The organism is Thalassovita sp. (assembly GCF_965218685.1).
Lineage (GTDB): Bacteria > Pseudomonadota > Alphaproteobacteria > Rhodobacterales > Rhodobacteraceae > Thalassobius.
In genome coordinates this window covers 860218-886011 of the sequence record NZ_OZ244657.1, presented here as the reverse complement: position 1 = coordinate 886011, position 25794 = coordinate 860218, and the positions used below count along the sequence as shown (strand labels likewise).

The following is a 25794-nucleotide window of genomic DNA, read 5'->3' as shown; positions in this document are numbered from 1 at the left end:
TTTTGCGCATTCTTACCGTGATCTTGGGGTTGCTGATCGCCACCCCGGTTTTTGCCCAAAACTTCCCTGAATACAGCGAGGTCTACGTTAATGATTTCGCCGACATTTTGCCTCAGGAGGAAGAGGAGGCGATCCGGAATGACCTTAAAGAGCTGAAGCGAGAGCGCGATATTGAGTTTACCGTGGTCACCATCAATTCAATGAGGGACTACAGCCACGAAGGCCCAATCGAACCGTTCGCTACGGCCTTGTTCAACTATTGGGGCGTCGGAAATGCCAAGCGAAACGATGGTGTGATGATGCTGATCGCCGTGCAGGATCGGCACATGCGGATCGAGGTTGGCTCGGGCTATGGCACCCGGATGAACGGCCCCATGAAAGAAATTATTGATGACGTGATTCTGCCTCGGTTCAAGCGGGATGACTATGTCACGGGGATTGATTACGGCGTTGATCATGTGATCCACGAGGTCAGTGGCAGCTGGCCCGGAGAGTTCAACTCAACCGGCGCAGAACGCGCGTTGGGCATCGCGAAACGCGGGATCGACGCGATGGGGGCGTGGGCACTGGCTTTGTTGGCGCCGTTTTTCGCCGCAGGGGCGGCCTTAGTGCGTCGTTTCCAAAGGTATCGCCCTCGTTATTGCCCAAATGACAAATCGCGGTTGATCTTGCTGGACGAGCTGGCAGATGACGCGCATCTAAGCGCAGGCCAAATCACCGAGGAAACTCTGGGAAGTGTGGATTACGACATTTGGCATTGCCAGGAATGTGATCATGTCAGAGTCGAAAATTACAAAGCGTTTTTCACGCGTTACCAGGTCTGTCGAGCATGCGGACATCGGGCTGTGGAAAGCACGACAACAATTCTGCAAAGCGCAACGACAAGCTCGACCGGACGCAAACGGATCGATCTGGATTGCCAGCATTGTGGCGATCACAGCTCGGCCGTTTTCACCATCCCGATGAAAAGCAAAAGCAGCAGCTCGGGCGGATCGTTCGGTGGGGGCTCATCCAGCGGAGGCGGGGCCTCGGGTAGCTGGTGATCAGCCTTCCTTCAGCGTTTTAAGTTCGTAAATCAGATCCAATGCCTCGCGCGGGGTCAGCGTATCGGGATGGATGTCATCCAGGCGCGCCTCGATCTCGGATTCCTTTTGGGCAGGCGGCGGAGGTGGCGGCGCGGCAGAGAACAAGGGCAGGTCGTCGATCGTGGCTTTGGATTTGCCCCCTTCGCGTTCGCCCTTTTCCAGCGCGTCCAAAACAACGCGCGCACGGGCGACAACCTTATCAGGCAGTCCGGCCAGTTTGGCCACTTGCACACCATAAGATCGGTCTGCGGCCCCTTTGCGCACTTCGTGCAGGAAAATCACATCGCCATCGAATTCCTTCACCGCGACGGTCGCGTTTTCGACGCCAGGCATCTTACCTGCCAGCGAGGTCAGCTCGTGATAATGGGTGGCAAACAGCGCGCGGGATTTGTTGACATCATGCAGATGTTCCAGCGTTGCCCAGGCAATGGAAAGGCCGTCATAGGTGGCGGTGCCGCGGCCAATTTCGTCCAGGATGACCAGCGCGCGGTCGTCGGCCTGGTTCAGAATCGCTGCGGTTTCGACCATCTCAACCATAAAGGTAGACCGGCCGCGCGCCAAATCGTCCGATGCCCCGACGCGGCTAAACAGCTGGCTGACCACCCCGATATGAGCCCGAGAGGCCGGTACAAAACTGCCCATCTGTGCCAGCAAAGCGATCAGGGCATTCTGCCGAAGGAAAGTCGATTTACCAGCCATGTTCGGGCCGGTCAGCAGCCATATCGCGGCGCCGTCATCTGCGGCCAGCGTGCAATCGTTCGCAACAAAGGGCGACTGTCCCTGCTTGCGTAGCGCTTGTTCGACAACGGGGTGACGGCCGCCCGTGATCTCAAGTGTTTTCGAGCCGTCAACTGTGGGCCGAACCCAGTTTTCGCCGGTTGCAAGGTCGGCCAGGCTGGTCGCCAGATCAATTTCGGCCAAGGCGCGAGCGGCAGCATTGATCTGACCGGCTTGGTTCAAAATCGCGGCTCTTAGGCTGTAATAGAGCCTTTTTTCAATATCAAGCGCCCGCCCGCCTGCATTAAGAATCTTGGTCTCGGTTTCGGACAGTGGCACGGTGGTGAACCGCACCTGGTTGGCCGTAGTCTGGCGATGTTTGAAGGTGTCCGACAGGGGCTGGGACAGCATCTTGTCGGCGTGGGTGGCGGTGACCTCGACGAAATAACCCAACACATTGTTGTGCTTGATCTTCAGCGACTGGATTCCGGTGAGCTGGGAATATTCCTGCTGCATTGAGGCAATGACGCTGCGCCCCTCATCGCGAAGGGTCCGGGTTTCGTCCAGATCGCTGTCATATCCCGGGGCGATGAACCCACCGTCGCGGGCCAGCAGCGGGGGCTCGGCGACCAGCGCCTGATCCAGAAGGTCCAGCAGATCGTCATGCCCAGCCAAGTCCTTTGCAGCGGACTGCAGTAATTCGGGCAGGTTCAGAGCCTGAATTTCGTCCGAAATCTGCAGTGCCTGCGTCAAGCCATTGCGGATTGCGGCCAGATCACGTGGGCCCCCACGATCAAGACCCAGCCGGGACAGCGCGCGATCCAGATCAGGAACTCTGCGCAAAGCGTCGCGCAAGGCATCGGCGACCTGTCGGTTTTCCACGGCGAAGTCGATCGAATCCAGCCGGGCATGGATCACGTCCAAAACTCGCGACGGACTGGAAAGCCGACGCTCGAGCAGTCGGGCCCCGCCTGCGGTCACAGTTCGGTCAATCGCGGCCAGCAGGGAACCGGCCCGCCCGCCGTTCAGGGCATGGGTCAGTTCCAGGTTGCGACGCGTTGCGGCGTCGATCTGAACCACCCGCGACTCGGCTTCACGGACAGGGCGGCGCAGCAGTGGAAGCTTACCCTTTTGCGTGATCTCAAGGTATTCGACGATGGCGCCCATGGCGGAAACCTCGGCGCGATCAAATTGACCGAAAGCGTCCAGAGAGCTGACGTCGAACAAGGCGCACAGTCTTTTTTCAGCCGAGGTGCTGTCAAAGCTTGCACGCCCCAGACCAGTGATTGCGGCCCCTGATTCAGAGACTGTTTCGGCCAAATCTGCCTCGTCCGCCTCGGATACGATCACTTCGGCAGGCATCAAACGGGCCAGTTCCGGACCCAAACGCACAGGCGCCAGCGGCTGCACGTGAAATTCACCGGTCGAGATATCGACCCAAGCCAGCGCAGACTGATCACGCACCGATGCGTAGGAGCACAGGAAATTATGCCGACGCGCCTCAAGCAGCGACTCTTCCGTCAACGTGCCGGGTGTAACCAGTCGCACTACGTCACGTTTCACAACGGATTTGGACCCGCGTTTCTTCGCCTCGGCGGGGCTTTCAAGTTGCTCGCCCACGGCCACGCGGAACCCTTTGCGGATCAGCGTCAGCAAATAGCTTTCGGCGGCATGAACGGGGACGCCGCACATGGGGATGTCTTCGCCCAGATGCTTGCCGCGTTTTGTCAGCGCGATGTCCAGCGCCTCGGCCGCAGCAACGGCATCGTCAAAGAACATTTCGTAGAAATCGCCCATCCGGTAGAACAGAAGGGCGTCGGGATAGCCTTCTTTGATCTCCAGATATTGCGCCATCATCGGCGTGACTGCACTCACGTCTGTCCCCCTGTCATTTCGCGGAACATTACAAATCCATGGACCGGGACGAAAGGCGAAAACGTCTTTGTGTTGAGCCACGGCGCATAGCAATGTAAGACGCTTGGGCTTACTCATTCACGGGCCCCTTGATCATGACCAAAAACCGCATCACCCCCGAAGAGGCGCTGGCCTTCCACCTGGAGCCGCGCCCCGGTAAATTCGACATCTCGCCAAGTGTTCCGATGACCACGCAGCGCGACCTGTCGCTGGCCTATTCACCGGGCGTTGCTGTTCCATGTGAAGCAATCGCCGAGGTGCCCGAAACTGCCTATGACTATACCAACAAGGGTAACCTTGTGGCCGTTGTGTCGAACGGCACAGCAGTTCTGGGCCTGGGTAATCTGGGCGCACTGGCAAGTAAGCCGGTGATGGAAGGGAAATCCGTCCTGTTCAAACGCTTCGCCGATGTGAACTCGATCGATATCGAACTGGACACCGAGGACCCGGATGAAATCATCAAGGCTGTAAAGCTGATGGGCCCCACCTTTGGCGGCATCAACCTTGAAGACATCAAAGCGCCCGAGTGTTTCATCATCGAGCAAAAGCTCAAAGAAGAGATGGATATCCCGGTCTTCCACGATGACCAGCACGGGACGGCGGTGATCTGTGCGGCCGGTCTGATCAACGCTCTGCATATCTCGGGGAAGAAGATCGAGGATTGCCGGATCGTTTTGAACGGTGCCGGTGCCGCCGGTATTGCCTGTCTGGAGCTGATCAAGGCCATGGGCGCCAAGCATGACAACTGTATCATGTGCGACACCAAGGGAGTGATCTACCAGGGTCGGACCGAAGGCATGAACCAGTGGAAATCGGCCCACGCAGCCAACACGGACCTGCGCACGCTCGAAGAAGCCATGAAGGGTGCAGATGTGTTCCTTGGTGTGTCGGTCAAAGGCGCTGTGACGCCCGATATGGTCGAATCCATGGCTGATAACCCGGTAATTTTCGCCATGGCGAACCCCGATCCAGAAATTACCCCCGAAGAGGCCCACGCCGTGCGCCCTGATGCCATCGTCGCGACCGGTCGTTCGGACTATCCCAACCAGGTGAACAACGTTCTGGGCTTCCCGTACCTGTTCCGCGGTGCGCTGGATATTCACGCGCGCGCCATCAACGACGAGATGAAGATCGCCTGCGCCGAAGCTCTGGCCGAACTGGCCCGCGAGGACGTTCCCGACGAGGTCGCGATGGCCTATGGCAAGACGCTCAGCTTTGGCCGTGATTATATCATCCCGACTCCGTTTGACCCGCGCCTGATCTATACCATCCCGCCCGCCGTGGCGAAGGCCGGCATGGATACAGGGGCCGCGCGTCGCCCGATCATCGATATGGACGCCTACGAAGTCTCGTTGAAGACCCGTATGGATCCGACGGCCAGCATCCTGCGTGGTATTAACGCGCGTGCACGGAACGCTCAGGCGCGCATGATCTTTGCCGAGGGTGATGATCCGCGGGTGTTGCGCGCCGCTGTGCAGTATCAGCGATCGGGTCTGGGCAAAGCGCTGGTCGTCGGTCGTGAAAACGATGTGAAGCAGAAACTGGAAGCTGCCGGAATGGGCGACGCCGTCCGCGAGTTGGAGGTGATTAACGCCGCCAACACCCGTCATTTGGATACCTACAAGGAATTCCTGTACCAGCGTCTGCAGCGCAAAGGCTATGACCGCCACGACATCCACCGCCTGGCCGCGCGCGATCGTCATGTGTTCAGCTCGTTGATGTTGGCGCATGGCCATGGCGACGGATTGGTCACTGGGGCAACCCGGAAATCCGCCCACGTGCTTGAGCTGATCAACCACGTGTTTGACGCCGACGCAGAGCATGGCGTGGTGGGTATCACGGCGCTGATCCACAAGGGTCGGATTGTGCTGATTTCGGATACGCTGGTTCATGAATGGCCCGACGAAGAGCAACTGGCAAACATCGCCGAGCGCTCGGCCGGGGTGGCACGCCATCTGGGGCTGGAGCCGCGCGTGGCTTTTGTCAGCTTCTCGACCTTCGGCTATCCGGTGTCGGAACGTGCCTCGAAGATGCATGTCGCGCCCAAAGTGCTTGAAGATCGCGGCGTCGATTTCGAGTACGAGGGCGAAATGACCGTGGACGTTGCCTTGAATCCCAAGGTGGCCGAGGCTTATCCGTTCCAGCGTTTGACCGGACCGGCGAACATCCTTGTGGTGCCGGCGCGTCACTCGGCCTCGATCAGTGTGAAGCTGATGCAGGAAATGGCAGGCGCCACCGTGATCGGCCCGATCCTGTCGGGTGTTGATAAATCTATCCAGATTTGCTCGACCACTTCGACGACAAATGACATTCTGAACATGGCCATCATGGCCGCGTGCAAGGTGGGTTGATCGAAAAGGAGCCGGAATGACCGTTTGGAACCTAGGCTCCATCAATGCTGATTACTTCTATCGGGTGCCGCATTTGCCCGGCCCCGGCGAAACGGTTGCCGCCTCGTCCTTGAATCGGGGGCTGGGCGGCAAGGGCGCGAATATGTCGGTTGCCATCGCGCGCGCCGGCACCCGCGCGGCGCATATCGGCGCGGTCGGATCTGACGGGCGCTGGGCCGTCGAGCGCCTGATGGAATATGGCGTGGACACGCGCTGGATTCGCGAGGTTCCGCACCCCACCGGCCATGCGATTATCAATGTTGATGACGACGGTGAAAACGCGATCGTCATCTATCCCGGCGCCAATCGCGACATCCCCGAATCTTCGGTAGGCCTGGCCCTGGCCGAAGCTGAACCGGGGGATATCCTGCTGATGCAGAACGAGACCAACAAACAGCGGTTTGCGACGGAAATAGGCGCGAAGCTAGGGTTGCGGATTGCCTATGCGGCGGCGCCCTTTTCGGTTGCGGCCATTACCGCAATATTGCCCATGCTGGATATTCTGGTTCTGAATGCCGTCGAGATGGAGCAGCTGCATGCGGCCACCGGGCTTGTTCCGGGGCCTGAAATGGGCGTGCCGCTGGTCTTGGTGACCCGCGGCGCGGAAGGCTGCGTTCTGTTTGAAAAGGGTGATGAATATACCCCCCGGACCTTTCCCGCGCATCCCGTCGACGTGGTTGATACGACCGGGGCGGGGGATACTTTCACCGGGTATTTCCTGGCTGGACTGGATCGAGGAATGCCGACCGCTCAGGCAATTGACCTGGCGATGCGTGCGGCGGCGCTGATGGTGATGCGTAAGGGCACAGCGGACGTTATCCCCGACCTGCACGAGGTCCAAAGCTTCGGTTAGCCCCCTGCAAAGGGTGCCTTGTTGCCCCACAGCTCCCGAACCCGTTGGTCACGGCCGCAGGCGTTGCGGTATCGTTTGTACGCTTTCGACTGCTTGATCGGCCCGAACCGGGTCAGCACGACCTTTGATCCCTTATAGTAATCCTGGTGGTACTTTTCTGCCGGATAAAAGGTTCCTTCGGACAAAATCGGCGTCACGATTTTCTGCTTCAGCGCGCGAGCGGCCTCGGTCTTGGCGGTTTCGGCGATGGCTTTTTCGGCCGGGTTAGACACGAAAATCGCGGTGCGATAGCTGTCACCGCGATCACAGAACTGACCGCCGGCATCTGTCGGGTCTACCGAGCGAAAGAACATCTGCAAAAGCTGAGCGCGGGTTACGGTTGAGGGGTCGAACTGGATCTGGACAGCTTCGTAATGGCCGGTGCCACCGCGCACGACCTGCTTATAGGTCGGCCGCTCAATCGTGCCACCCGTATAGCCCGAGATCACCTCGTGCACGCCGGGCACGGATTCAAAATCGCTTTCGACGCACCAGAAACAGCCACCAGCCACAGTCAGTGTTTCGGTCTGTCCGGCCTGTGCGCGGGTGCATTCCAGCATAGAGCCAAAGACGATGGCCAAGGTGAGCAGGATAGGTTTGATGTTGTCGAATGTCGCGGTCATGGTTTTTCCCTTCCGGGTCATCATGACTTGCCATTCGGGGGTCCGCCAATCCCCTGCAATCGAATGTCACGCAAGGTTGAGGGCGCGTGAGCAGCTAAAGCAGCTCTTTCAGTTTCATCGCGACAGCAGGGTTTCCGGACAGCTTGATCTTGCCCGTCATCACGGCCGTCACGGGGTTCAGTTTGCCCTTGATCAGCCTCTCGACATTCTCAGTGGTCATTTTCAGGGTGACGTCAGTATCGCGGTCTAGCAATGAAACGGTCTGGTCGGCGATGACCAACACACCCGCGTCGCCGCAATCGAATTTCAGGCTGTCGGCAAAGCTGCTGGAGCCAACGCCGCTGCGGATCATTTCGGCAATCTCGGTCAGTGTCATCGGGTCCTCCAAATGCAAAACGCCCCCCTGCAATAGGGGGGCGTTTCACGTTCAACAATTGTGACTTGGCGTCAGCCTTTCAGGCGACGATCCCGCGCGGCCAGCAGCTTCAGACGCAACGCGTTCAGCTGGATGAAGCCTGCGGCATCGGTCTGATCATAGGCGCCGGCGTCTTCTTCGAAGGTCACGTGGGCCTCGGAATACAGGCTGTGATCCGACCAGCGCGCCACAGTGAATGCGGCCCCTTTGAACAGGCGCAGACGGACGGTGCCGGTGACGTGCTCCTGGGATTTGTCGATCAGGGCTTGCAGCATTTCGCGTTCGGGGCTGAACCAGAAACCGTTATAGATCAGCTCGGCATAGCGGGGCATGATCGAGTCCTTCAGGTGACCCGCGCCGCTGTCCAGGGTGATCTGCTCGATGCCGCGGTGGGCCTCTAGCAGGATGGTGCCGCCGGGAGTTTCATAGATGCCGCGCGACTTCATGCCGACGAAACGGTTTTCAACGAAATCCAAACGGCCGATGCCGTGGGTTTTGCCGTATTCGTTCAGCTTGGTCAGGATGGTGGCGGGGCTCATCGCTTCGCCATTGATGGCAACCGCGTCACCCTTTTCAAAGGTGATCTCGATGAACTCGGGCTCGTCCGGGGCGGATACCGGATCATTGGTGCGCTGGTAGACATACTCGGGAGCCATATCGGCGGGGTCTTCCAGAACTTTCCCCTCGGACGAGGTATGCAGCAGGTTCGCGTCCACGCTGAACGGCGCCTCACCACGTTTGTCCTTGGCGATCGGAATCTGGTTCTTTTCAGCGAAATCGATCAGCTTGGTACGGCTGGTCAGGTCCCATTCACGCCATGGCGCGATCACCTTGATGTCGGGGTTCAGCGCATAGCAGGCCAGTTCAAACCGAACCTGGTCGTTGCCCTTGCCGGTTGCGCCGTGGGCAACAGCGTCCGCGCCGGTTTCAGCGGCGATTTCCACCAAACGCTGAGAGATCAGCGGGCGCGCGATCGAGGTGCCCAGCAGGTACAGGCCTTCGTAAACGGCATTGGCGCGGAACATCGGGAAAACGAAGTCTTTGACGAACTCTTCGCGGATATCCTCGATAAAGATATTCTCGGGTTTGATCCCCAGCAGCTCGGCCTTTTTACGAGCAGGCTCCAGCTCTTCACCCTGGCCCAGATCGGCGGTGAAGGTTACCACTTCGCAGCCGTATTCGGTTTGCAGCCACTTCAGGATGATCGAGGTGTCAAGGCCACCGGAATAGGCCAGGACGACTTTCTTGGGCGCGGACATCATTTTCCCCTTATTTCGCTAACCCTCCGGCGCTTATCGGGTTTTGCGGGCAAGGGCAAGATGGCGAAGGCGATGACCCAAGGCGGTGGTGCCAAGCATGGGGGGAAATCGATGGATGGAGGCAAAGGTTCGCATTTATTGGCCGCCTCAAATCCAGCAAGTTCCGGTTGGTGGCGCTGCTCCATTGGCGCGAAACGCAGAGATGATATTTCCGAAATACAACGGTTTGTTTCCGTGAATTATCTTGCCGCATTAAATAAATGTCGGCTAACGTCAGGACAATTATGGAATATTTTTAAATATTGTACCGGCGTTAACTCAGGCAAATAGACTATGTTTCATATTTTTCTTCTTTGTTCTGGATCTGCCGCCGCGGTGAATTTGGGCGTCGGCTTTCTGCTGTACAATATCGTAGGCCTTAACGGGTTTGTCGGCTATCCGATCAGTGTTGCGCTGGCGTTTGTGTCGGGCATGGGCGTTAGCTTTGTTCTGAACCGAAAGTTCACCTTTCCCCCATCGGGGCGCGCGCGGCGCTTGGAAATGGCTGATTTTACAGCGGTTTCTGTTGTTGGTCTGGTACTGACCACTGTGATCGCGCAGGTGCTGCGCTGGGGCATGTCCGGGACGTTGGCCGTATTTGGCGCTGGTATTATTCAGCCTGATACGTCAGCGCATGTCATTGCCGTGGGTCTGACGGCGATTTACTCGTTTTTTGCGCATAAATACATCAGCTTCCGCAGGGCCGATGCGTTCGAGCAGAGCTTTGAAGTCGCGCCCGCAGGAATCAGGACGAAAACTTGACCCAAAAGATCGCACTGATCGTCGGCGCGGGACCGGCCGGTTTGACTGCCGCATACGAGCTGGCCACCCGGACTGATATCAAACCCATTATCTTCGAGGCAGACAGTCAGGTTGGCGGCATTTCCAAAACCGTCAATTACAAGGGCAACCGGATCGATATCGGCGGGCACCGTTTTTTCTCGAAATCTGACAGGGTGATGGATTGGTGGGCCCGGATCCTGCCGCTGGAGTCTGGCGCGATCGAGGCCGGCGAAGGCATCACGATCAGCTATCAGAACAAAACCCGCCAGATCGAAAGCCCCGCAACCGGAGCCGACCCCGAAACCACGGACGAGGTGATGCTGGTGCGTTCTCGGGTTTCGCGCATCCTGTTCGGGCGCAAGTTTTACGACTATCCAATCAAGTTCGCGCCGCAGACCTTTATCAATCTGGGGCTCGTGCGCACTTTGACCATCGTGTTCAGCTATGTGCGCGCCCGGCTGTTGCCCATTCGCCCCGAATTGTCTTTGCGCGATTTCATCATCAACCGTTTTGGCCGGGCGCTGTACGAAACATTCTTTGAGAACTACACCGAGAAGGTCTGGGGCGTTCCTTGTGAGGACATCCCCGCCGACTGGGGCGCGCAACGGATCAAGGGGGTTTCGATCTCGGGGTTGATCCGGCACGGGCTTCGTAAGCTGGTGCCAAAACGCGACTCGATCGCGCAAAAGGATGTGGAAACCAGTCTGATCGAACGGTTCCTATACCCAAAACACGGTCCCGGGCAGTTGTGGGAAACCTTGACCCGCAAAATCGTGGATGCCGGGGGCGAGCTACACCTGAACACACGGGTGGTTGGCGTCCTTCATGACGGGGGGCGGATCTCTGCGCTGGAAATCTTGCACGAGGACGGCAGCAAAGAGACTGTTCAGGGCGATATGGTCTTTTCCTCGATGCCGGTGCAAGAGCTGATCGGGGGGTGGCAACCCGCTGCGCCCACCGAGGTTTCCCAGGTGTCCGATGGTCTCAGCTATCGTGACTTCATGACGGTCGGAGTTTTGCTGAAACGGCTAACGCTGGGGCAGGGGGCCGACGCTGGAAACCTGTCAGAACGCCTGCCGGACAACTGGATTTACGTGCAAGAGTCCGACGTCAAGGTCGGCCGGCTGCAACTGTTCAACAACTGGTCGCCCTATCTGGTCGCCGATCCCGATACGATTTGGATGGGGCTGGAATACTTCGTCAATGAAAGCGATGAATTCTGGCAGACCCCAGATCAGGACGTGATCGATTTTGCCGTGAAAGAGCTGGAACAGCTGGGCGTCTCCGACCCTGGCGATTTGCTGGACGCCGTCGTAGTGCGAACGAAAAAGGCCTATCCTGCCTATTTCGGAACCTATGACCGTTTCGACGTGATCCGCGACTATGTGATGAAGTTCGACAACCTGTATTGTGTCGGTCGCAATGGGATGCACCGATACAACAATCAGGACCACTCGATCCTGACGGCCATGGTTGCGGTGGACGGTATCGTCGAGGGGCGGGATAATCGTTCCCAGATGTGGGACGTGAACACCGATCAAGATTACCATGAGGGCAAATAGCACCGAAGAGATCCTGACCGCCCGGTGGCGGATCATTCTTCAATGGCTTGCCTTGATCGCGCTGGTGCTTTTGTTGCGCCCGTTTCAAGGCATATACCACGACGCCAATCTTTATGCGGTTCAGGCGCTGCGGTCCCTTGGCAATGATGCGCTTGGCCGAGACCTATATTTTTCCTACGGAAATCAGGATGACTTCTCGGTTTTCACGCTGATTTATGCCCCCCTGATACAGGCGTTGGGCCTGGCATGGGCAAATATGGTTGCCTACGGCATCGGGCTGTTTTTCTGGTTCTGCGCGCTGGTCGTCTTTGTCCATGTTTTTTTCGAGGACAGAAAAGCGCGCATTCTGGCCTTGCTGGGGGCAGTAGCCCTTTCCCCAGCCTATGCCAGCGCGTTCTTCAGTTATGGCGAGGGGTTTGTAACGCCGCGCGTTTTTGCCGAGGGCATGGGCCTTCTCAGCTGTCTGACGTCAGCGCTTATGGGGCCAAATAGGGCAATTTGATAAGAGAGTGTTTCTGGCGCATCGTCACCACTGAGGAGTTGAAGATGAGAAAGACAACCAAGAGCCCGGGCGAGAAGATCGTCAAAGACATCAAACGCGCCACGCGTAAACAGTATTCCTCCGAGGAGAAGATCAGGATCGTCTTGGACGGTCTGCGTGGCGAGGACAGCATTGCAGAGCTGTGCCGCCGTGAGGGGATTTCCCAAGGGGTTTACTACAAATGGTCTAAGGACTTCATGGAGGCAGGAAAGAAGCGGCTGGCGGGCGATACAGCGCGAGCAGCGACGAGTGACGAAGTCAAAGATCTGCGCCGTGAGGCCCGTGACCTGAAGGAGGTCGTGGCTGAGCAAACGCTGGAATTGCGCCTTCTCAAAAAAAGCATGACAGGCGATGGGGGCGACCACGAATGAGGTATCCCGCATCTGAGAAACTGGAGATCATCAGGCTGGTCGAAGAAAGCCACCTGTCAGCACGTCAGACACTGGCCAAGCTCGGCATTCCGCGCACAACGTTCTACCGCTGGTACGACCGATACCTGCAACGCGGCGAAGCCGGTCTTGCGGACCAATCTCCCAAGCCAAAGCATGTCTGGAACCGCATCCCGGACGAAGTGCGGCACAAGGTCGTCAAGCTGGCGCTGAAGGAAACAGAGCTCTCGCCGCGAGAGCTGGCGGTGACGTTCACGGATACAGAAAGCTACTTTGTATCAGAGGCTTCGGTTTATCGCGTACTGAAGGCGCATGATCTGATCACCAGCCCGGCCTTCATCGTGCTCAAGGCTACAAGCGAGTTCAAAGACAAAACCACCGCCATCAACCAACTTTGGCAGACGGACTTCACTTACCTGAAAGTTCTGGGCTGGGGCTGGTTCTATCTCAGCACGATCCTGGACGACTACAGCCGTTACATCATCTCGTGGAAGCTTTGCACCAATATGAGGACGGAAGATGTGACGGACACGCTGGACCTGGCGTTACAGGCTTCGGGTTGCGATCAGGTCCACGTCGTTCACAAGCCACGACTGCTGAGTGACAACGGCTCCAGCTACGTCTCTGGCGATTTGGCCGAATGGCTGCAGGACAAGGGAATGAAGCATTCTCGCGGTGCGCCGTATCACCCCCAAACCCAAGGCAAGATTGAGCGCTGGCATCAAACCCTGAAGAACCGCATCCTGCTGGAAAATTACTTCTTGCCCGGCGATCTCGAAACCCAGATCGGTGCCTTCGTCGATCACTACAACCATCAGCGCTACCATGAGAGCCTGAACAACGTCACGCCGTCCGACGTCTACTTCGGGCGCTCACAAGCCATTCTAAACCAAAGAGAAAGGATCAAACGAAACACGCTCGAAGCGCGACGCTTGCATCACAGAAAACACGCCGCATAATCAAACCAACCAGATGAGCCAAACTCTCACTCAGTTTAGGCCCGCTTTGGCTCCAAAAACCCTGACGACGTACAGTTCATGTTCCCGGTGAACCTGATCATCGTTTTGGTTCCGATCATGCTGGTCATCATGGAAATGATGTCAGGCTTGGCGCCCAGATAAACCTGCCCATCAGGCGATCGTCGCCACCCAGGAATAACTAGCGAGTTGACCGCTTGGTCGCGGTAATGTTCCGGCTGGCCAGTTCCAAAAGCTCGCCGGTCAATTCGGCGGGGCTGTCCAGATACCGGCAGGCCGCCACCACGTGCTGAAGCAAGAACCCAGGGTGCGCGCCCGAAGTGACGTTGTTTCGGGCCTCATACTCGGATTCATAAAACTCTTCGACAACGTCTTTGCGCCATTCAAGATCATAGGTTTTGCAGGCGTCTTTGAAGATCTGCAAATAATCCTCGCGGGTGGGGCTGGGCACCAGAATCTTGAAATAGATTCGGCGCAACGACGCCCCGTCGCCCAGATCTTCGGGCATGATATTCGAGGAAAATACAACCAACTGGTCGAAGGGCACGGTAAACTTTTTACCCGTGTGCAGTGACATGATGTCGAACCCTTTTTCCAAGGGGACAATCCAGCGGTTCAGGAATTGCTGAGGCGAGGCAGTCTGACGACCAAAGTCGTCCAGAACGAATACCCCGCCAAGGGCTTTCAGGTGCATGGGGGCTTCGTAAAAGCGAGCGGTTTGATCGAAAGACAAGTCCAGCATGTCCAGTGTCAGCTCGCCCCCGGCAATCACCACGGGGCGTTTGCAGGCCACCCAACGGGGATCAAGCTTTGTATCGCCTTCGGGTTCGTCTGCAACCTCGTGCAGAGTTTCGTCGAAAAAGCGGATGATCTGGTTACCGACCAACAGGGCGTAAGGGAAATAAACGACGTCGTGGAAGGACTTGCCCATCGCCTCGGCCAGCGAGGTTTTGCCGTTGCCCGGCTCGCCATACAGCAGGACCGAACGCCCCGAGTTGGCCGCCGGGCCCAATTGAGCCATCAGCCCGCGGGGCAGAACCAGGTGCGAGGTCGCTGCCTCCAGATCGTGGCGGTGGATCTGTTCGTTGTTGATGGATTGCCGCCGGATTTGCGTTTCAAACATTTCCAGCGTCACCGGGGCGGGGCCAACATACTGGGACACCAGCATAGCCTCGAGCGCCCATTTGCGCCCCAGATCGGTCAGGTTATAGCGGATGTCGGACTTGATATCATCGCTTTCCAGGCCCTGCGCCTCGACCAGCATGAGCGCCGTCATTTCCTTGATCAACTGGCGGCAAACCAGTTTGGGCAATTTGATATGCTCGGATATGCCCGCTGGGGTGACCGTCCCGGTTTCGTACATGATCTTGCTGACCAGACCGATCAGGTAGCTGGGGCTCAGCCCGGTATCTTCGATGGTCTTCGGCGGAGTAAAAAATTCAAACGCGTTCAAAGTGTTTTCCTTTGGGCATGACCAAATTACCCTGATTCTGCGTTAAAACCCGAAATGTTCCAACCTTTTGTTTCACAATTTACGCGCGCTGCTGAATATTGGAGGCGTGAAATCGGTATTGAGAATGGAAAAATGACGGCACGTCGCAGAGAGCTGTTCGATAGACCGGTTTTACTGCCCGTAATTTTTGTTTTTGTTGGCGCGATCTATTTCATGCGGCAAGTCGCAGGCGCCCCTGATTTCATGGATGAGCTAACTCTGCTCGGGAACGACGACGGGATGTGGCTGCTGTCCGTTCGGGATTTTCTGGCCGGACAAGACTGGTTTGACATGCGCCAATACAGGGTGCTGCCGCCGGACGGGCTATCGCTGCACTGGTCTCGACTGGTTAGCGCAGCCCAGGCTGGCATGGTGACGGGTTTTGAGTGGGCCGTCGGGAGGGAGCAAGCCGAGCGGTTGCTAAGTCTGGTGTGGCCGATGGTGCTGTACCTAATCTTTGCATGGGTCACGCTGCGCGTCACCCTTAGGGGGTTCGGGGTGCCGGCGGCGGTAATTGCGCTGATCTCGCTGTGGTTTTTCCAATCCTATCATGGGCGTTATTTCCCTCTTGGCCGCCTTGATCACCATGGCCTGCAGCTGATCCTGATGTTGGCTGTGTTTGGTCAGCTGTTGACCCATGGCGCCCGCGCCGGCGCGTTGGCGGGGGTTTTGTCCGCAGCGTCCCTTGCGATCGGGCTGGAAGGCCTGCCGTTCCTGATGTTGGCGGGCGTGGTGTTCCTGCTGCGCTATGTTGATCGGAAGGACATGGCTTTTGTCGGTTTCAGCTTGGGCCTTGGCATTTCCGCGCCCATTTTCTTTGTTCTGCAAACGCCGCTGGACCAGTGGGGGCAGGTGTATTGCGATCAGCTGTCGAAACCGTATCTGGAGCTGAGCACGGGGGCGGCCGTTCTGGGGATCGCCGTGCTGTTGGCGCGGCGGCGGCTGCAAAGCGTCACAAGCCGGGCGCTGCTGGTCGGGGCCGTACTGATGGTCCTGGCTTTTGTGCTGATGCCAAGGCTATCCCCTTGTTTTGGAGGCCCATTTTCTGACGTGCCGCAAGAGGTTCGCACGCTGATTTCTTCGATGATTGCCGAGTCGCAGTCGGCTTGGATCATCATGCAGCAATCGCCTGAAATAGCCTTTGTGTTCCTTGCGCCGCTAGGGTTGGTCACCGGGCTTGCGGCGCTTGTCTGGGTGCTGAAGGGCAGGGCTGATCAGCCGCGCCGCCAATGGGGCATGCTGGTCCTGTTTCTGGCAATGGGGTGCTTGGGTGCGTTTCTGCAATTGCGAGCGATTATCTGGGGCCATGCGGTAATGGCGGTCGGCTTCGGAGCGGTCTTTGGCGCTCTGATCAATCGCCCCTGGCCCGTGTACCGCGCCGTGAAGGCCATGGTGATCACCGTGTTGTTTGCGCTGATCTTCGTGCCGCAGTTGGGGCCGTTGGGCCTGCGGTTGATCAATGCCCCCGCGCACCCAAAGGAACAGCCGCAGCCCGAAACCCGAGGCGCTGTGCCTGATCGTGCTTGTACGCCTCCTGCGCTGCTGGCGCATCTGAATGCCTTGCCAGCCGCCACAGTCGTCACGCCGATGAACCTGGGGACGGCCGTGCTTTTGCACTCGCATCATTCGGTTACGGCAGCCCCTTATCATCGCAGCACGCAGGCGATGCTGAATGGGGTGGTCCCATTTGCCAGCGATATTGATGCTCTTGATCGGGTCATAGATCAGACCAACGCCGATCTGGTTCTGGTCTGCGGCGGTGAAACCTATGGCACCCCCGGCTCCGTCGGATCCTTGCTGGCTATGGGGCAGGCGCCGGCCTGGTTGATCCCGGTCGCGCAGGTGCCAAGACCTTTGATGCTATTCCGCGTAAATAAATAAAAGAGGACCGGCAATTTTTACGAAAATGCGGAAGCTTTTGCTTTTTCAGTAGGTTCTGGCCAATAATCATGGGCACATATTCAAGACCGAGTTTATTTTTGAGGTTGCAATGGTAGTTACGGATACGGATCAGAGTATCCCCGGGAAAAAGCCGCGGAATTACCTTTTTAACCAGGCAATAGATTTCCTCTGTCTGGGCGGGGGATCATTACCGTTTCTATTATTGCTGGTGCTATTGCCGCCCGAGGAATACCGGGTTTACGTCCTTGCCTTTGTTCTGATTATGACGAACTTCATCAATAATCCGCATTTCATTGGCTCTTATCAGATTTTCTATGAAGAGTTCGCAAGAAAGACAGCTCCGCATGCGGCCTTGCGGTGGCGTTACCTGATTGCCGGGGTCGGGGTGCCGCTGGCAATGATCGGATTTTTCTTGTGGTGCATTGTGACGGTCAACGGCGCTTTGATGGGGCAGGCCGCGAATGCGATGCTGTTTCTGGTAGGCTGGCACTACGTCAAACAGGGCTACGGCATCCTTATGGTCGAGTCCGTGCTGAAACGTGCGTTTTTCGACGACCGGGAAAAGCTGATCCTGCGCTATAATGCGCTGACCGTCTGGCTGGCGACCTGGATGTACTTCAACCGCATTTTGTACGAGCGCGAGATCTATGGGCTTAACTATTTCACGGTCGCGGTACCCGAGTGGTTGTTTCTTACCATGCTTTCACTTTGCGTGATCGCTGGCACGCTGACCGTGGGAATGTTGATCCGGAAGGGGTTAAACAGCCGTCTTCCGATCAATGGGCTGCTGGCGTATGGAACCTCCAGCTATGTCTGGCTACTGGTCGCGTATTTGAACCCGTTGGCGGCTATGGTCATTCCCGCCTTTCACAGCTTGCAATACCTTGCGATTGTGTCCCGGTATCAGATGAACAAGAACGAAGCGCATCCCCGCGGTGATGGTCGATTGCTGGCTGGGTTGATCCGTACCACCCCGGCGCGGGCAGCGACGATCAGGTTCTTCCTGTTTGCCACGGTTTTTGGGGCGGCGTTTTTCTATGCCATTCCATTCGTGCTGGATATGACAATCACCTATCGCGAAGAGGTATTCGGAACGACCATGTTCCTGTTCACGATCTGGGTGTTTATTAACGTACACCACTATTTCATGGACAACGTGATCTGGCGCCGGGACAACCCCGAGATCAAAGAGCACCTGTTCTCGTGAATGGTCGGGCGCCTTTGCTGATTTGTATGCAACGGTCTATTTTTCTTGCGCCTCTTGCCTTTGGCGGCGGGCTGTTTCACTGAAAGTGTATGAGTGATTTTCTGACCCAAGTCCAAGCCGCCGAACGCGCGATACGCGAGGTCTTTCCGCCCACGCCGTTGCAGCGAAATGCCCACCTTTCCGCGCGGTTCGATGCGGATATCTGGCTCAAGCGCGAGGATCTGTCGCCCGTCCGGTCCTACAAAATTCGCGGCGCCCTGAACGCGATGCGCAAGGTGCGGGCCAAAAACCCCGAACAGCAGATCTTTGTATGTGCCAGCGCTGGCAACCATGCGCAGGGCGTGGCCTATATGTGCAAGGAATACGGGGTCCACGGAGTGATTTTCATGCCGGTTACGACGCCGCAGCAGAAGATTGCAAAGACCGAGATTTTCGGTGGAGACAACATCGAAATTCGCCTGGTCGGGGACTATTTTGATGACACCCTGGCGGCGGCCCAGGCCTATTGCGCCGACGAGGGTGCGCATTTCCTGGCGCCCTTTGACGACGATGACGTCATCGAAGGCCAGGCCACGGTCGCCAACGAGCTGCTGACCCAGCTGGGGCGCGTTCCAGATCACGTTCTGCTGCCGGTCGGTGGCGGAGGTCTGTCCGCAGGCGTGCGGCAATTTCTTGGAACCCAACCGCGCTATAGTTTTATCGAGCCGCTGGGCGGTGGCAGCCTGCAGGCCGCTTTGCGTGCCGGGCATCCGGTGACGCTCGAAAAAGTGGACACATTCGTTGATGGTGCGGCCGTGGCCTGCATCGGGCAGCGCACCTTTGCCTTGCTGAAGGATGTAGCAATCAGTGACGTGTTTTTGGCCCCCGAAGACCGGATTTGCACGACGATTTTGGACATGCTGAATGTCGAGGGCATTGTGCTGGAGCCCGCAGGTGCCCTTGCCGTGGATGCCTTGGTGGACGTGGCCGATCAAATTCGCGGGAAAACCGTGGTCTGCGTTACCTCGGGGGGGAATTTCGATTTCGAAAGGCTACCCGAAGTGAAAGAGCGCGCTCAGCGCTATTCGGGGGTGAAGAAGTATTTCATTCTACGCCTGCCGCAGCGCCCCGGTGCCTTGAAGGAATTCCTGACGATCCTTGGCCCCGAAGATGATATCGCCCGGTTCGAATACCTGAAGAAATCAGCGCGAAATTTCGGCTCGGTTCTGATCGGGATTGAAACAGGGGATGCCCGCAATTTCGAGACGTTGTTCGCCAAATTGGACAAGGCGGGCTTTGTTTATCGCGATATTACCAACGATCAGACCCTGGCCGAATTCCTTATCTAAGCGGCGAAGCGCTTTGTCAGCTCGTTGCAGAACAGGTTGCGAGACGCATCATAGCTGCCGATGATCCCGCCGATATCAATCTGGTCGGCCTGACCCTGCGCCGCCTGGCGTTCCCCCGTTGAACATTTGTCGGAAAAGTCGGCGAACCCAAGGTTCAGCGCGCTGCCTTTCAGGAAATGAAGGTCAGCCTCCAGGCGGCTTGCCTGCGGGTCCAGGCGTAAGGTGTCGATCACTTCGGCCACTTCTTCCAGAAACAGGTCGACGACCTCTTCAAAATCTTCGGCGCCGACCTGTTCGTACAGTTCGGAAACACGGTCCCAATCGATCATTGCAAGACTCCTGATGTTCAGTGCGCACTCTGCGCCCAAAATCTTAATAAGTTCTTAGGTCTCGCGGATTGGTAAATCGGAGCGCTTCACCAGTCGTTAAGACCGGGTGCGGTATCAGCGAAATATTGGATGAATACTGGACCGGAGATCAGGGTGAGGGACCTGAAGGAAAATATTAGCGCCCAGAGCATAGGAACGGTCATTCGTGACGTGCTGGTGGTGGACGACAGCCGTTTGCAGCGGCGGATCCTTGTCGCCTCGTTGGCGCGGTGGGGGTACAATGTGTTCGAGGCTGAAAGCGCGGAACAGGCGCTTGAAATCTGCCAGACCACTCCGCCTGACTTGGTGCTCAGTGACTGGATGATGCCCGGAATGGATGGGTTGGAATTCTGTCAGACGTTCCGGCGGTTGCCGCGTGACAGCTATGGTTATTTTATTCTGCTGACCTCGAAAACCGAGAAAGAGGCGGTGGCACGCGGGCTGGACTGCGGGGCCGATGATTTCCTGACAAAGCCGGTGAATGCGTCCGAGCTGCGCGCGCGCATCAATGCCGGCGAACGTATCCTGCGCATGGAGCGGGAGCTGACCGAGAAAAACAGCCTTATCGGAAAAACGCTGGCAAAGCTTCAATCGCTTTATGATGCCCTGGACAGCGATCTGATCGAAGCGAAGAAACTGCAACAATCCCTTGTTCGAGACCGTTTCAAGGGTTTCGGAGCGGCGCAGGTCAGCCTGTTGTTGCGCCCCAGTGGCCATGTCGGCGGCGACCTTGTCGGGATGTACCCAATTTCGGATCACCGGATCGGGCTGTTCGCAATTGACGTTTCCGGGCATGGAATCAGCTCGGCTTTGATGACGGCACGTTTGGCTGGATACTTGTCCTCGGCTGCGCCAGAGCAGAATATTGCCTTGGAAAAACAAGAGGATGGAAGCTATGCACCGCTACCTCCCTCCGAGGTGGTGGAACGGCTGAACACCATGGTTCTCGAAGAAATGGAGACAGAGCACTATTTCACCATGCTGCTGGTCGATTTCGACATGCAAAGCGGTGATACCAAGATGGTACAGGCCGGGCATCCGCATCCCGTGGTTCAGCATGCCGATGGAAGCTGTACCATCGTTGGTTCTGGCGGGATGCCGGTGGGACTTCTGGATGGCGCAGGGTTTGAAGAGGTCAGTTTTACCCTTCGGCCGGGGGATCGGCTTTTCATTCAGTCGGACGGAGTGACGGAATGCCCGGCGCAAGATGATTCACTTCTGGACGAAAGCGGGCTGATCGAAATTCTGCAGAACCTTGATCAGGTGCGTGGCCCCGCCTTGATGGAAGCGTTGATCTGGCGTTTGGCCGATTTCGCCGGAACGGATGATTTCCCGGATGATATCTCGGCGGTTCTGTTGGAATTTGGCGGCTCAGATCAGCCTCTGCAGTAGCTGCCCGGCAAAGTGTCGGTCACCCGAGTTGCCCAGCAAATCCGTAGCATCCGAAAGCGGCATCCAATGCGCCGTGTGTCCATCCTCGGTCGGATCGGCGATCTGGCGTACGGGTTGGGCGACGTAGATGGTGCAGATCTTCTCGGCCCAGATTTCGTATTCGGGCATGTAGGTAAACCGGCGAAACGCCCCGACGCGGCGCGGGGCAGCGATTGTCCACCCGGTCTCTTCCAACACTTCGCGATAAAGCGCTCTGATGGGCGACTCGCCGGGATCGATGCCGCCCCCGGGCAATTGGAATTCCGGCCAGGGCTCTGACTGGTGAGTCAGCAGCAGATCGCCCCCGTCAGGCAGCAAAACATAGGCGCCGGGCCGCCGAGTGTATTTCTGCCCCTGTTTGGGGGAAAGACCGAAACGTCTGATCATGCTCTGAACCTCTTGCTCTTGGCCTTTGTCTTGCGGCCCCTATATTGACGCGGTATGCCAAGGCCAAGCCTGTAAGGAAACCCCATGACTATCGGAAATAAGCTTGCCTGGGACGACACCGTATTGCCGTTCCAACTGGATAATTCGGACATTCGCGGTCGCGTTGCCCGTTTGGACGGCGTTTTGAATGGTGTGCTTAAACAGCACGACTATCCGCCCGCGGTCGAAGCCCTGGTGGCCGAAATGACTCTGCTGACCGCGCTGATCGGCCAGACGATCAAGCTGCGCTGGAAACTGTCGTTGCAAGTGCAGTCGGACGGGCCGGTGCGGATGATCGCGACCGATTATTTCGGCCCAACCGACGAAGGCGAGCCTGCTCGCATCCGCGCCTATGCCAGCTATGATCCCGAACGCCTGACCGACGGGGCGCCCTTTGACCAGGTGGGTAAGGGCTATTTCGCGGTCATGATCGATCAGGGGCAGGGGATGGCGCCCTATCAGGGGCTGACCCCTTTGGCGGGCGGGTCGCTGTCGGCCTGCGCCGAGGCGTATTTCGCCCAGTCCGAGCAGCTTCCCACCCGGTTCGAGCTGACTTTCGGTAAATCGATCGAGCCCGGCACCGGCGAATACTGGCGCGCAGGCGGCGTGATGTTGCAGCACATGCCCAAGGCCTCGCCCTTTGCGAAAGGGCAAGGGGCCAGTGGCGACGCGGGTCTGCTGCATGCCCGCGATCTGGTGGACGGGGACGAGGCGGACAATTGGAACCGCGTGAATATCCTGCTCAGTTCGGTCGAGGCGCTGGAGCTGATCGGCCCTAGCATCACGCCCACTGACCTGTTGGTCCGGCTGTTCCACGAGGAACAACCCCGCGTGTTTGATGCTCAGCCTGTGCGGTTCGGCTGCACCTGTTCCGAGGATCGCGTGCGTCAAACGATGTCCATCTATTCACAGAAGGACATCGAAAAGATGACCACCCCCGAAGGCCGCCTGACTGCCGACTGTCAGTTCTGCGGAGCGCATTACGATATGGATCCCAAAACACTGGGTATCGACGGAACGGCAGCGCAGGATGGCTGATCCACTGGCTCATATCCTGGCAGCGCTTCAGGCGTCGGGCGGCGCGTCCTCGGATTTCGATCTGAATCCCGAGGTCAAGTTGCCCGAGGGTCGTAAATTGCGTGCGGCCGGGGTGTTGGTGGCCATGATCATGCACAAGGATGAACCGCATGTGATCCTGACCAAGCGGGCCTCTCACCTGAAACATCACCCCGGCCAGATCGCCTTTCCTGGCGGCAAACAGGACGAGGGCGACGCCGACGTGATCGCTGCTGCCCTGCGCGAGGCCGACGAAGAGGTCGGCCTGAACCCCCATCAGGTCGAGGTTCTGGGAACCTTGCCCGCACACGAAACAGTGACAGGTTTCGCCGTGACCCCCGTGCTGGCGCGCGTCACAGGTACCTTTGAGGCCATCCCCGAACCCGGAGAGGTGGACGAGGTGTTCCTTGTGCCGCTGTCCCACGTCACCACGGTGGCGCGGTTTTCGGTTCAGGGACGGCGCTGGCGCGGAGCCAGACGACACTACTTTACTGTACCTTGGGGCCCCTATTACATCTGGGGGGCCACCGCGCGTATCCTGCGCGGCCTGGCCGAGCGGATAGAGTAGATGCAGATTACCGGTGACTGGATATCCCACCCCGCGACGCAAAAGGTCTTTGCGATGCTGGAAGATGGGGGTCACCAAGCCTATTTCGTCGGTGGCTGTGTGCGCAACGCACTGATCGGGTCCAAGGTTGCCGATATCGACATTTGCACTGATGCGCAGCCAAAACGGGTGATCGAGTTGGCGGAAAAAGCTGGCCTGCACGCCATTCCCACAGGGATCGATCACGGCACCATCACCGTTGTTGCGAACCACATCCCGCACGAGATAACGACCTTTCGCCGCGACGTTGAAACCGATGGCCGCCGGGCAGTTGTGGCCTTTGCCGATGACATTCATCAGGATGCCTTGCGTCGTGATTTCACCATGAACGCGCTCTATGCCCGCGCGGATGGCACCGTTGTTGACCCATTGGGCGGGATCGAGGATCTGAACCGTCGCCACGTGCGCTTCATCGAAGACCCAGAGCAACGCATCCGCGAGGATTACCTGCGCATCCTGCGGTTCTTTCGCTTTCATGCCTGGTACGGCGACCCGGCTGAGGGGTTGGACCGCGAAAGCCTGGCCGCTGTGGCCGAAAATACCGAAGGTTTGGCGGGGTTGTCAGCCGAGCGTGTTGGCTCGGAATTGATGAAGCTTCTAGGCGCGCCAGACCCCGCACCTTCGGTTGCGGCGATGCAGGCCACCGGGGTGCTGACGCGGCTTTTGCCCGGCGCCGAGACCGAAAGCCTTGCGGTTCTGGTGCATCTTGAAAAGCAAGAGGGCGCGGCGCCGTCTGCCGTCCGCAGATTGGCGTTATTGGGCGGAACAGAGCCTGAAGTTGCGCTGCGATTGTCCAACGCCAAGGCCAGAACCCTGTCTATTTTGCGAGACGGGATCGCGGACATGCGAGCCTTGCCCGAGGTCGCCTATCGCCATGGTGCAAACATAGCGCAAGATCTGGCCCTGCTACGCAGCGCGATGTTCGAAACGCCGGTGCCCATGCAGCCCGAGCTGTGGCAACATGCCGAGGCCGCGCAATTCCCCCTGACCGGGCGGGATTTGATGCCCGATCTATCAGGGCCCGCGCTGGGCAAACGCCTGAAAGAGCTTGAGGCCGCCTGGATCGCTTCGGGCTTTCGCCTAACCCGAGAAGAATTGCTGGCGCAGCGCTAAGCGAAATGGGGTTTCAGCGCGGCCATCTGCGCGCTATCAGGACCTATGACCCAATACACAATCAACCGCTTGGGCCATCAGGGTGATGGCATTGCTGACGGCCCCGTTTTCGCGCCTCTGACCCTGCCCGGAGAGGTGGTCAGCGGCCAGCTGAATGGCCAGAAACTGACGGATATTCGTATCATCGAACCCTCGGATCAGCGGGTCTCGGCGCCGTGTCGGCATTTCAAGTCCTGCGGTGGGTGCCAGTTGCAGCACGCCCATGATGATTTCGTGGCTGACTGGAAGACCGGTGTTGTGAAACAGGCACTGTCCGCGCAGGGGATCGAAACCGCGTTTCGCCCGATCAAGACCTCGGCACCGCAGACGCGCCGCCGCGCCAGCATCTCGGCCCGGCGAACGAAAAAGGGTGCAACCGCAGGGTTTCATGCGCGTGCCTCGGGGACGATCATTCCGATACCGGGCTGTCAGCTTCTGGATCCGACCCTTATGGCCGCCTTTGCCGTGGCCGAGGATCTGGCCATCGTCGGCAGCAGCCGCAAAGGCGAGCTGTCGGTGCTGGCGACGGTGTCGGAATCGGGTCTGGATCTGGCCGTGACCGGCGGCAAGCCGCTGGACGGCACATTGCGGATCGAATTGGCTGGCATGACCGAAAAACACAATCTGGCTCGCCTGGCCTGGGAGGACGAGGTGGTCGCGACACGGCAACCTCCGATCCAGGATTTCGGCGGGGTGAAGGTGGTGCCACCCGCCGGAGCCTTTCTGCAGGCCACCAAGGATGGTGAACAATCCCTGCGCGATGCTGTGACCGAAATCATTCAGGGCAGCGATTCGGTGGTCGATCTGTTCGCGGGTTCTGGAACCTTCGCATTGCCTGCCGCGCGCCACGCCGAGGTGCACGCCGTCGAAGGCTCGACCGATATGATCGAGGCGCTGGACCGTGCGTGGCGCAATGCTGATCGGTTGAAACGTGTCACCTCGGTTGCGCGTGATTTGTACCGGCGCCCGCTGTTGCCGGACGAGCTGTCCAAGTTCGGGGCCGCCATCATCGACCCGCCTCGGGCCGGGGCCGAGGCCCAGACGGTCGAGCTGTCCCGTTCTGGCCTCCCGGTCATCGCCTTTGTTTCGTGCAATCCGGTGACCTTTGCACGGGACGCCAAACTGCTGATCGAGGCGGGGTATTCGCTGGACTGGGTGCAGGTCGTGGATCAGTTCCGCTGGTCCAGTCACGTGGAATTGGTGGGGAAATTCAGCCGCACTTCTGGATGAGTTTTACGC

General features: G+C 58.1%; 22 protein-coding genes. 15 read left to right on the top strand and 7 right to left on the bottom strand.

The genetic code is table 11. From position 1 onward, the window contains the following. Positions 1-2: 2 nt before the first annotated feature. On the top strand, positions 3-1043 hold the full coding sequence (locus tag ACOQOQ_RS04620) for a TPM domain-containing protein (protein ID WP_420568963.1): 1041 nt from the start codon (positions 3-5) through the stop codon (positions 1041-1043). Here the strand turns inward: ACOQOQ_RS04620 and mutS are convergent, their stop codons facing one another. Then, positions 1044-3659 (bottom strand): DNA mismatch repair protein MutS, encoded by a 2616-nt coding sequence (gene mutS, locus ACOQOQ_RS04615; protein WP_420569731.1) that lies wholly within the window; start codon positions 3657-3659, stop codon positions 1044-1046. A gap of 152 nt (positions 3660-3811) precedes the next feature. On the opposite strand from mutS, the gene ACOQOQ_RS04610 reads away from it, so the two are divergent. Continuing rightward, positions 3812-6067 carry an NADP-dependent malic enzyme gene (locus ACOQOQ_RS04610; RefSeq protein WP_420568962.1) on the top strand — a complete coding sequence of 752 codons (2256 nt, stop codon included), beginning with the start codon at positions 3812-3814 and terminating at the stop codon, positions 6065-6067. A 16-nt stretch (positions 6068-6083) separates the two neighbouring features. After that, on the top strand, positions 6084-6959 hold the full coding sequence (locus tag ACOQOQ_RS04605) for a ribokinase (protein ID WP_420568961.1): 876 nt from the start codon (positions 6084-6086) through the stop codon (positions 6957-6959). On the opposite strand, the gene msrA is transcribed toward ACOQOQ_RS04605, so the two are convergent. The 3 genes from msrA to ACOQOQ_RS04590 form a co-directional block, all read right to left on the bottom strand. Then, positions 6956-7621 carry a peptide-methionine (S)-S-oxide reductase MsrA gene (gene msrA, locus ACOQOQ_RS04600; RefSeq protein WP_420568960.1) on the bottom strand — a complete coding sequence of 222 codons (666 nt, stop codon included), beginning with the start codon at positions 7619-7621 and terminating at the stop codon, positions 6956-6958. The genes ACOQOQ_RS04605 and msrA overlap by 4 nt on opposite strands. Positions 7622-7715: 94 nt before the next feature. Beyond that, entirely contained in the window at positions 7716-7997 is a 282-nt protein-coding gene (locus ACOQOQ_RS04595; protein ID WP_420568959.1) for an SCP2 sterol-binding domain-containing protein, read from the bottom strand. 71 nt (positions 7998-8068) lie between these two features. Then, the gene (locus tag ACOQOQ_RS04590; protein WP_420568958.1) at positions 8069-9295 is read right to left on the bottom strand and encodes an argininosuccinate synthase; all 1227 of its coding nucleotides are present in this window, start codon (positions 9293-9295) and stop codon (positions 8069-8071) included. 375 nt (positions 9296-9670) lie between these two features. On the opposite strand from ACOQOQ_RS04590, the gene ACOQOQ_RS04585 reads away from it, so the two are divergent. From ACOQOQ_RS04585 to ACOQOQ_RS04570, 4 genes are all read left to right on the top strand, one after another. Next, positions 9671-10096 carry a GtrA family protein gene (locus ACOQOQ_RS04585; protein WP_420568957.1) on the top strand — a complete coding sequence of 142 codons (426 nt, stop codon included), beginning with the start codon at positions 9671-9673 and terminating at the stop codon, positions 10094-10096. Further along, positions 10093-11679 carry an NAD(P)/FAD-dependent oxidoreductase gene (locus tag ACOQOQ_RS04580; protein ID WP_420568956.1) on the top strand — a complete coding sequence of 529 codons (1587 nt, stop codon included), beginning with the start codon at positions 10093-10095 and terminating at the stop codon, positions 11677-11679. Before ACOQOQ_RS04585 ends, ACOQOQ_RS04580 begins: the two co-directional genes overlap by 4 nt. Beyond that, positions 11666-12181 (top strand): hypothetical protein, encoded by a 516-nt coding sequence (locus tag ACOQOQ_RS04575; protein ID WP_420568955.1) that lies wholly within the window; start codon positions 11666-11668, stop codon positions 12179-12181. The genes ACOQOQ_RS04580 and ACOQOQ_RS04575 overlap by 14 nt, the downstream gene beginning before the upstream one ends. A gap of 44 nt (positions 12182-12225) precedes the next feature. After that, positions 12226-13568 (top strand): IS3 family transposase gene (locus ACOQOQ_RS04570; protein WP_420566748.1). Its coding sequence is split into 2 segments (ribosomal slippage): positions 12226-12553 and positions 12553-13568, totalling 1344 coding nucleotides; the frame shifts between segments, so codons are not numbered across the junction. 199 nt (positions 13569-13767) lie between these two features. On the opposite strand, the gene ACOQOQ_RS04565 is transcribed toward ACOQOQ_RS04570, so the two are convergent. Further along, positions 13768-15039: an ATP-binding protein gene (locus ACOQOQ_RS04565; protein ID WP_420568954.1), complete on the bottom strand. Its 1272-nt coding sequence runs from the start codon at positions 15037-15039 to the stop codon at positions 13768-13770. A 243-nt stretch (positions 15040-15282) separates the two neighbouring features. On the opposite strand from ACOQOQ_RS04565, the gene ACOQOQ_RS04560 reads away from it, so the two are divergent. From ACOQOQ_RS04560 to ilvA, 3 genes are all read left to right on the top strand, one after another. After that, on the top strand, positions 15283-16959 hold the full coding sequence (locus ACOQOQ_RS04560; protein WP_420568953.1) for a hypothetical protein: 1677 nt from the start codon (positions 15283-15285) through the stop codon (positions 16957-16959). A gap of 109 nt (positions 16960-17068) precedes the next feature. After that, positions 17069-18187, top strand: a complete 1119-nt coding sequence (locus ACOQOQ_RS04555; RefSeq protein WP_420568952.1) for a hypothetical protein — start codon at positions 17069-17071, stop codon at positions 18185-18187. 89 nt (positions 18188-18276) lie between these two features. After that, positions 18277-19515 (top strand): threonine ammonia-lyase IlvA, encoded by a 1239-nt coding sequence (gene ilvA / locus ACOQOQ_RS04550; RefSeq protein ID WP_420568951.1) that lies wholly within the window; start codon positions 18277-18279, stop codon positions 19513-19515. Here ilvA and ACOQOQ_RS04545 read toward each other — a convergent pair. Further along, complete coding sequence (locus ACOQOQ_RS04545; RefSeq protein WP_420568950.1) at positions 19512-19844, bottom strand: Hpt domain-containing protein; 333 nt, start codon at positions 19842-19844, stop codon at positions 19512-19514. The two genes, ilvA and ACOQOQ_RS04545, sit on opposite strands and share 4 nt — an antisense overlap. 153 nt (positions 19845-19997) lie before the next feature. On the opposite strand from ACOQOQ_RS04545, the gene ACOQOQ_RS04540 reads away from it, so the two are divergent. Further along, positions 19998-21275 carry a PP2C family protein-serine/threonine phosphatase gene (locus tag ACOQOQ_RS04540; RefSeq protein WP_420568949.1) on the top strand — a complete coding sequence of 426 codons (1278 nt, stop codon included), beginning with the start codon at positions 19998-20000 and terminating at the stop codon, positions 21273-21275. On the opposite strand, the gene ACOQOQ_RS04535 is transcribed toward ACOQOQ_RS04540, so the two are convergent. Further along, on the bottom strand, positions 21255-21701 hold the full coding sequence (locus ACOQOQ_RS04535) for an NUDIX hydrolase (RefSeq protein WP_420568948.1): 447 nt from the start codon (positions 21699-21701) through the stop codon (positions 21255-21257). The two genes, ACOQOQ_RS04540 and ACOQOQ_RS04535, sit on opposite strands and share 21 nt — an antisense overlap. A gap of 84 nt (positions 21702-21785) precedes the next feature. On the opposite strand from ACOQOQ_RS04535, the gene ACOQOQ_RS04530 reads away from it, so the two are divergent. The 4 genes from ACOQOQ_RS04530 to ACOQOQ_RS04515 are packed head-to-tail and all read left to right on the top strand — an operon-like array spanning position 21786 to position 25785. Next, a complete protein-coding gene (locus ACOQOQ_RS04530) occupies positions 21786-22778 on the top strand; it encodes an Hsp33 family molecular chaperone HslO (RefSeq protein WP_420568947.1) in 993 nt (330 codons plus the stop codon). After that, positions 22771-23364, top strand: coding sequence for a CoA pyrophosphatase (locus ACOQOQ_RS04525; RefSeq protein WP_420568946.1), 594 nt, complete (start codon positions 22771-22773; stop codon positions 23362-23364). Before ACOQOQ_RS04530 ends, ACOQOQ_RS04525 begins: the two co-directional genes overlap by 8 nt. Beyond that, positions 23365-24516: a CCA tRNA nucleotidyltransferase gene (locus tag ACOQOQ_RS04520; protein ID WP_420568945.1), complete on the top strand. Its 1152-nt coding sequence runs from the start codon at positions 23365-23367 to the stop codon at positions 24514-24516. It begins immediately after the preceding gene. Positions 24517-24561: 45 nt separating this feature from the next. Continuing rightward, a complete protein-coding gene (locus ACOQOQ_RS04515; RefSeq protein ID WP_420568944.1) occupies positions 24562-25785 on the top strand; it encodes a class I SAM-dependent RNA methyltransferase in 1224 nt (407 codons plus the stop codon). Positions 25786-25794 lie beyond the last annotated feature (9 nt).